Origin of the sequence: Streptomyces anandii JCM 4720 (assembly GCF_014650655.1) — a bacterium.
In the GTDB taxonomy this organism is placed as follows: domain Bacteria; phylum Actinomycetota; class Actinomycetes; order Streptomycetales; family Streptomycetaceae; genus Streptomyces; species Streptomyces anandii.
In genome coordinates this window covers 1-7,557 of record NZ_BMVJ01000003.1, presented here as the reverse complement: position 1 = coordinate 7,557, position 7,557 = coordinate 1, and the positions used below count along the sequence as shown (strand labels likewise).

The following is a 7,557-nucleotide window of genomic DNA, read 5'->3' as shown; positions in this document are numbered from 1 at the left end:
TCAGCGGAAGACGTTGTCCGAGTCGTCCCAGTCGGCCGCCGGGTCGGACGCCGCGCTCCGGCGCCCAGGACGGCTGCGGGCCTGGTACATGGCGTCGATCTCGAAGGCGTAGTGGCGCACGATCGCGTCCCGCCGAAGTTTCATCGACGGCGTGAGCAGCCCGCTGGCCACGTCGAACGGCTCGGGCAGGACCCGGAAGACGCGAATGGACTCCGAGCGCGACACCGCGCTGTTGGCGGCCGCGACGGCCCGGCCGATCTCCTCCCGCAGCGCGTTCTCCTCGCGCGCCTCGCGGCCCGGCGCGTCCCCCGGCAGCGCGAGCGCCGCCCGCCAGTGGGTGAGGAACTCCGGGTCGAGGGTGATCAGCGCGCCCACGCACGGCCGGTTGTCCCCGACGACCACCGCCTGGTGGACCAGCGGGTGCGCCCGCAGGCGCTGCTCCAGCGGGGCGGGCGCCACGCTCTTGCCGCCGCTGGTGATGATGATGTCCTTCTTGCGCCCGGTGATCGTCAGATAGCCCTCGGCGTCCAGGTGCCCGATGTCGCCCGTGGCCAGCCAGCCGCCGCGCAGCGCGGCCCGGGTCGCGGCCTCGTCGCCCACGTAGCCCTGGAACACCGACGGCCCGTGCACGAGGATCTCCCCGTCGTCGGCGACCTCGATCACCGTGCCCGGCAGCGCCTTGCCGACCGTGCCGGACTTCTCCGCGCCCAGCGGCTGCATGGTGATGCCGCCGGCGGTCTCGGTGAGTCCGTAGCCGTCGTGCACGTAGATGCCGATGCCCTCGTAGAACAGGGACAGTTCGCGGCTCAGCGGGGAGCCGCCCGAGGTCGCGCGGACGATCCTGCCGCCGAGCGCGGCGCGCAGCCTGCGGTACACCGTCCGCTCGTACAGGGCGTGCTGGAGGCGCAGGTCGAATCCGGGGCCCGGCCCACGGCCGGTGCGCTGGCGCTCCAGGGCCTCGGCGAAGTCCCGCGCGGTGCCCGCGGCCCGCTCGAACAGCGCGCCGCGGCCCGACTGCTGCGCGGTGCGCAGGAAGTTCTTGTAGATCTTCTCGAAGACGGACGGCACGGCGTAGAAGTACGTCGGCCTGAAGGAGCGCAGCGCGGAGACCAGGGCCGCCTCGCCCAGCTCCGGTTCGTGGCCCATCAGGATGCCGCCGCGGATGCACAGCCCCTGGATCATCAGGCCGTACACGTGGGAGAACGGCAGGAAGGCGAGGACGGAGGCCTGCTCACCGGGCGGCGCGGCCGTGTGGCCCCAGCCCGCCAGGAGCGTGTCGCAGGGGCTGGCCAGCGCGCGGTGGCTGAGCGCGCAGCCCATGGCGCGCCCGGACGTGCCGGAGGTGTAGGCGATCACCGCCGTGGCGTCCGGCAGCACGATCCGGCGCAGCGAGTCGACGGTGGTCGGGGGTATCAGCGCGCCCCGCTCCACCAGCTGCGCCAGCGCCCCCGCGTCCAGCTGCCACACGTGCCGCAGCCGCGGCAGGGTCGCGCACACCGAGCCGACCGTCATCACGCCCTGCTCGTCCTCGACGACCACGGCCACGCACCCGGCGTCCCGCAGGATGTGCTCCACCTGGTCGCGCGAGGACGTCGGGTAGACGGGCACCACCTCGGCGCCGACCGCCCACAGCGCGTAGGACAGGACCGTCCACTCGTAGCGGGTGCGGGCCATGACCGCGACGCGGTGGCCGGGGGAGATCCCGGAGGCCACCAGGCCGCGGGCGAGGTCGGAGACCTGGTCCCGCAGCTCCACGGCGGTCACCTCCTCCCAGACCGGCGAGGCGGGGGCCGGGCGGCGAGCGAGCACCGGCAGGGTCGGACGCAGTTCCGCGGTCTCGAAGACGCTGTCGGCGAGCCCGCCGCCCAGGGAGGTGACGGCGGACGGAGCGAGGGCGAAGTCGCGCATGCGCTGCTCCTGGGGTTTACGGAGGGTGACTCCGCCGATGAGTACCGTTGTCGAGCGGGTCGAATGTAGCCCAGGTGAGCGCGGCCCGGGAGGGCGAACCGGGAAGTGCTCCCGTTTCGTTGATCTCGGCCCGATCGGGGGACTCGGGAGCCATGAGTTACGTCAATCCAGACCCCGACCCCCGAAGCACCCCCGGACTCGAACCGGGGGGCGGTGTGCCGCCCGGCGAGACCCCGCCGGCGGAGAGCAGCATGCCCGAGGCCGGTCCCCGCCAGCCGGACAGCACGGCCCGGGGCTGGGCGAAGGCCCCCCTGACCCTGATCCTCCTCCTCGTCCTCGTGATGGCCGTCGGCTTCCTCGCCTACGCCCTCGGCCTGATCTTCTGAGAACCCCGTACCCGGGTGCGTGGTTCAGCCCTGGGTGCGTCGCACGCACTCCGTGACGACGTCCCGCAGGCTCCCGCCCTGCTCCAGCAGTTCGCGCTGCACACGGGCGCCGTTGCCGCGGCGCAGCAGTTCGCCGACGGCCTCCTCGGCCGGGCGCAGGTCGCCGGTGGACTCCAGCGCGTCGGCGACGTGTTCCAGCAGCGCCCGCAGCACCGCCTCCGCCGGCAGGCGCCGCATGGTCGCCGGGTGCAGCAGCTCCCGCGCGAGCCCGGCGCGGGCGGCCTGCCACGAGGCCAGCCTGAGCAGGCTCACGCTGTGGTCCACCGGTTCGCCGCCCGCCCGCCAGTCGCGGGCCGCCGTCTCCACCAGGCCGCGGGCGAGGGTGGCCAGGAGCTGGGCGGTGTCCGCGTGCAGACACACGTCCGCGACCCTGATCTCCACGGTGGGGTACCGCTCCGACAGCCGTGCGTCGAAGTACGCCATCTTCTCGTCGAGGATCACCCCGGTGGCCACCATGTCCGCCACCCGCCGGTGGTACCGCTCCGGCGACCCGAACAGCTCGGTCGGGCCGGCCGACGGCCAGCGGTCCCACACCCGGCTGCGGTAACTGTCGTAGCGGCTGTCCTGGCCCTGCCAGAACGGCGAGTTGGCGCTGATCGCCAGCAGCACCGGCAGCCACGGGCGGATGCGGTCCACGACCGCGACGCCCTCCTCGTCGGAGTCCACCGCGACATGCACGTGCATGCCGCACACCAGTTGCTCACGGGTGGCGATGCCGTACTGGTCGGCCAGCCACTGGTAGCGGCGGTTCATGCTGATCGTGGGGCTCACCGGGAGCGGCGAGGTGGCCAGCGCGGCGACCGCGCAGCCGATCTCCCCGGCGTGCCGGGCCGCCTCCTTGCGGCAGCGGACGATCTCCTCCCCGAGCCGTGCCATGTCCGTCCGCGGATGCGTGGCGAACTCCAGCATCTGGCCGTACAGCTCTTTCTCGAACACGTCCTGGTCCGCGTCGTCCGCCTCCGCCCGGGCGAGCACCGCCGCGGACAGCGCCCTCGGCTCACCGGTCTCCGGGTCGACCAGGAGGAGTTCCTCCTCCACTCCGACGGTCCGCACCTCGCGCCGCCCTTCCCTCACTGTGCCGTGACACCGGCCGGCCGCCGGGTCGTACGACCCCGACTGCCCCGGGACGGCGGCCGGACACCTGGGTGCGGTGCGGTTCACGGATCCGGCCGCCGGCCCGGGCGGGCCGGGCTCACGTGAGAGGAGTGGGGTACGGCGTCAGCCACACCGTGGCCAGCGGCGGCAGCGTGAGGCCGATGTGCCCGTCCTCCGGCTTGACCGGGTCGGGGTTGGTCACGTCGCTGCCGCCGTAGCGGGCGGCGTCGGTGTTGAGGACCTCGCACCAGGCCGTGATCTCCTCGGGCACGGCGAGCCGGTAGCCCTCGCGCACCACGGGCGAGAAGTTCGACACCGACAGCAGCGGGGCGCCGGCCGCGTCGTACCGCAGGAAGGCGTACACGTTGTCGTCGGCCGCGTCCACCGCGACCCAGCGGAAGCCCTCCGGGCCGGTGTCGCGCTGCCACAGCGCGGGGGTCTGCCGGTAGCGCGTGTTCAGGTCGCGCACCAGGTCTTGCACCCCGCGGTGGTCGCCCGCCGCGCAGTAGCCGTCGTCCAGCAGCCACCACTCGGGCCCGTGCTTCTCGGAGAACTCCCCGCCCTGCGCGAACTCCTGCCCCATGAACAGCAGTTGCTTGCCGGGATGGGCCCACATGAAGCCGAGGTACGCGCGGTGGTCGGCGCGCCGCTGCCACCAGTCGCCGGGCATCTTCGACACCAGCGCCCGCTTGCCGTGCACCACCTCGTCGTGCGAGATCGGCAGCACGTAGTTCTCGCTGTAGGCGTACACCATCGAGAACGTCATCTCGTGGTGGTGGTACTTGCGGTGCACCGGCTCCTTGCTCATGTACTGCAGCGAGTCGTGCATCCAGCCCATGTTCCACTTCAGCCCGAAGCCCAGCCCGCCGGCGTCCGTCGGCGCGGTCACCCCGCCCCAGGCGGTGGACTCCTCGGCGATGGTGACCACGCCCGGCGCCCGCCGGTAGACGGTGGCGTTCATCTCCTGCAGGAACGCCATCGCGTCCAGGTCCTCCCGGCCGCCGTACTGGTTGGGCGTCCACTGGCCGGAGTCGCGCGAGTAGTCGAGGTACAGCATCGAGGCGACCGCGTCCACGCGCAGCCCGTCGATGTGGAACTCCTCGCACCAGTACACGGCGTTCGCGACCAGGAAGTTGCGCACCTCGGTCCGGGCGAAGTCGAACTCGTACGTGCCCCAGTCCGGGTGCTCGGCGCGCTGTGCGTTCCCCGGCTCGTACAGCGGGTCCCCGTCGAAGCGGGCCAGCGCCCAGTCGTCCTTGGGGAAGTGCGCCGGCACCCAGTCCATGATCACGCCGATGCCCGCCCGGTGGCAGGCGTCCACGAAGTACCGGAAGTCGTCCGGGGAGCCCAGGCGCGCGGTCGGCGCGTAGTAGGACGTCACCTGGTAGCCCCAGGACGGCCCGAAGGGGTGCTCGGCGACCGGCATCAGCTCCACGTGCGTGAAGCCCATGTCCTTGACGTACGCCGGGAGTTCCTCCGCGAGCTGACGGTATGTCAGACCGGGTCGCCAGGACGGCAGGTGCACCTCGTACACCGAGAACGGCGCCTCGTGCACCGGGGTGTCCCCGCGGTGCGTCATCCACTCCGCGTCGCCCCACTCGTGGTGCGCGGCCGTCACGACGGAGGCCGTGTCGGGCGGCACCTCGGTGCGGCGGGCCATCGGGTCGGCCTTCAGGAACCGGTCGCCGTACTGCGAGGTGATCTCGAACTTGTACTTCACGCCCTCGCCGATCCCCGGCAGGAACAGCTCCCACACGCCCGCCGCGCCGAGCGAGCGCATCGGGAACGCGGTGCCGTCCCAGTACGCGAAGTCACAGGCCACCCGCACACCGCGGGCGTTGGGCGCCCACACCGTGAACCGGGTCCCGCTCACGCCCTGGTGGGTCATGGGCTCCGCCCCGAGCGCGCGCCACAGCTGCTCGTGCCGGCCCTCCCGGATCAGGTGCAGGTCCAGCTCGCCCAGGGCGGGCAGGAAGCGGTAGGGGTCGTGCACCTCGTACTCGTCGTGCTCGTAGGCGACCAGGAGCCTGTAGTCGGGGATCGCCTCCAGCGGCAGCAGGGCCGAGAACAGTCCGTCGCCCTCGGAGACGAGCGGGGTGGACCCCTTGTCCGTCACCACGCTCACCGCGCGGGCGAACGGGCGCAGCGCCCGTATGGCGATCCCGCCCGGCGCCGGGTGCGCGCCGAGCAGCGCGTGCGGATCGTGGTGCGCGCCGGACAGCAGGCGCTCACGGTCGGCGGGGTCCAGGGGCGGGGCCGCCCCGGCCGGTCCCGCCGTGGGCGGGACGGGTCCGGACGGCTCGGGAAGTGACGTGTCGCGCAGTGCCACCGGTTCAGCCTCCTCTCACGGCGAGACGTTCGATCGCCGCCATCGGTACGGCGAGCCAGTCGGGGCGGTGCCGGGCCTCGTACAGCACTTCGTACACGGCACGGTCCGTCTCGTAGGCCCGCAGCAGGGCGTGTTTCTTGCGGGGGTCCCAGCCGGCCCGGGAGGCGTAGCCGGCGCAGTACGCCTCCCGGCAGCGGCGCGCCCACTCCGGCCGCCAGGGGCGGCGCTGGCGGGCGGCGTAGTCGAAGGAGCGCAGCATGCCCGCCACGTCCCGCACCGGGGACTCGGGGATGCGGCGCTCGGCGAGGGGACGGGACGGCTCCCCCTCGAAGTCGATGACGAACCACTCGCGCCCGGCCCGCAGCACCTGTCCCAGATGCAGGTCGCCGTGCACGCGCTGGGCGGGCGGCCCGGCGTCGCAGCTGGCCAGCGCGGCGAACGCGGTGCGCAGCCGGGTCGTGTACGGCCTCAGCGCGGGCACGCTGTGCGCCGCGGCCTCCAGCCGCTCGGTCATCGCGGCCGCCGTGTCCGCGATGTCGCTGTGCGCCCCGGTGGGGAAGGCGCCCGCCAGCGCCAGGTGCACCTCGGCGGTGGCCTGGCCCAGCTGGTGCGCCTGGGCGGTGAAGTCGTCCCCGGTTGCCAGCGCCCGCAGCGCCAGGGTCCAGCCGTCGGCCGCGTCGCGCAGGAACGGCTGGAGCACCCCCAGCGTGGCCGGCTCCGGCTGGGTGGTCCGGAGCCAGGCCACGGGGGCGGGGACACGGCTGCAGCCCTCCCGGGCGAGCGCCAACGGCACCTCCAGGTCCGGGTTGACGCCCGGCTGGATGCGGCGAAAGACCTTCAGGATGAACTCGTCGCCGTACACGATCGAGGAGTTGGACTGCTCGGCGTCCAGCAGCCTGGGCGCCAGTCCGCCCGGGATGAGGACCGAGGGGTCGGCCTCGAAGCGCAGCGGGCCGGAGATGCCCGGGTGCCGCAGCCGCTCCAGGAGCAGTTGCGCCGAGCGCGGGTCGCACAGAGCGTCGTAGACGGCGAGCCCGGCCAGCGGGCCCTCGACCGGCCGGCCGATGAACACCCGGTGCAGCCGCGGGGCCAGCTGCTGCCGTATGCCGAGCAGCAGTTGGTAGCAGTCGGCGGGCGGTGGCGCCGAGGTGCCGGCCGGGGCGGGGACCCCGCCGTGGCCGGTGGGGACACCCGCGTGTTCGGCGTGGACCAGCAGATGCAGACAGCCCGGGAACAGCTCCGTCATCGACAGCAGCCGCAGATCGGTGACGGGCCGGTCCTTGCCGGCGAACCAGCGCTGCCGGGGCAGCCATTCGCGCAGCAGCGACGCCAGCGAGGCCACCGGCCCGGCCAGGGACGTGGGCACGGGTGTCAGGGATGCGGTCTTCGGCATGGTCACGCCTCCTTTCGTCGGCCGCACGCTCAAGCTCGCCGGCCGATCCGGGATGCGACTCGGGTGAGCCGGAACCAGTAGAAGCCGTGTCCCGCGAGGGTCAGCAGATAGGGGAGTTCACCGATGGCGGGGAAGCGCACCCCGCCGATGAGCTCGACCGGGTGCCGGCCGTCGAAGGCGCGCAGATCGAGTTCGGTGGGCTGCGCGAAGCGGGAGAAGTTGTGCACGCACAGGACCAGGTCGTCCTTGTACTCGCGCAGGAAGGCGAGCACGGAGGGGTTGGAGGACGGCAGTTCCGTGAACGAGCCGAGTCCGAAGGCGGAATTCTGCTTGCGGATCTCGATCATGCGGCGGGTCCAGTGCAGCAGTGACGAGGGCGACGCCAT

At 73.0% G+C, this 7,557-nt stretch carries 6 protein-coding genes; 1 reads left to right on the top strand and 5 read right to left on the bottom strand.

Features of this window, described 5'->3' with window-relative positions:
* Entirely contained in the window at positions 1-1,908 is a 1,908-nt protein-coding gene (locus IE249_RS06025; protein WP_189703724.1) for an AMP-dependent synthetase/ligase, read from the bottom strand.
* Between the two features lie 152 nt (positions 1,909-2,060).
* On the opposite strand from IE249_RS06025, the gene IE249_RS06020 reads away from it, so the two are divergent.
* Positions 2,061-2,294 carry a DUF6480 family protein gene (locus IE249_RS06020; RefSeq protein ID WP_189703723.1) on the top strand — a complete coding sequence of 78 codons (234 nt, stop codon included), beginning with the start codon at positions 2,061-2,063 and terminating at the stop codon, positions 2,292-2,294.
* A gap of 24 nt (positions 2,295-2,318) precedes the next feature.
* On the opposite strand, the gene IE249_RS06015 is transcribed toward IE249_RS06020, so the two are convergent.
* The 4 genes from IE249_RS06015 to IE249_RS06000 all read right to left on the bottom strand — a co-directional run.
* A complete protein-coding gene (locus tag IE249_RS06015; protein WP_189703722.1) occupies positions 2,319-3,407 on the bottom strand; it encodes a glutamate--cysteine ligase 2 in 1,089 nt (362 codons plus the stop codon).
* Positions 3,408-3,546: 139 nt separating this feature from the next.
* Positions 3,547-5,778 carry a 1,4-alpha-glucan branching enzyme gene (glgB, locus tag IE249_RS06010; RefSeq protein ID WP_189703721.1) on the bottom strand — a complete coding sequence of 744 codons (2,232 nt, stop codon included), beginning with the start codon at positions 5,776-5,778 and terminating at the stop codon, positions 3,547-3,549.
* Between the two features lie 4 nt (positions 5,779-5,782).
* On the bottom strand, positions 5,783-7,171 hold the full coding sequence (locus tag IE249_RS06005; protein ID WP_189703720.1) for a maltokinase N-terminal cap-like domain-containing protein: 1,389 nt from the start codon (positions 7,169-7,171) through the stop codon (positions 5,783-5,785).
* Between the two features lie 29 nt (positions 7,172-7,200).
* Positions 7,201-7,557, bottom strand: a 357-nt coding sequence (locus IE249_RS06000) for an alpha-glucosidase C-terminal domain-containing protein (protein WP_189703719.1), incomplete at its 5' end; no start/stop codon positions are given.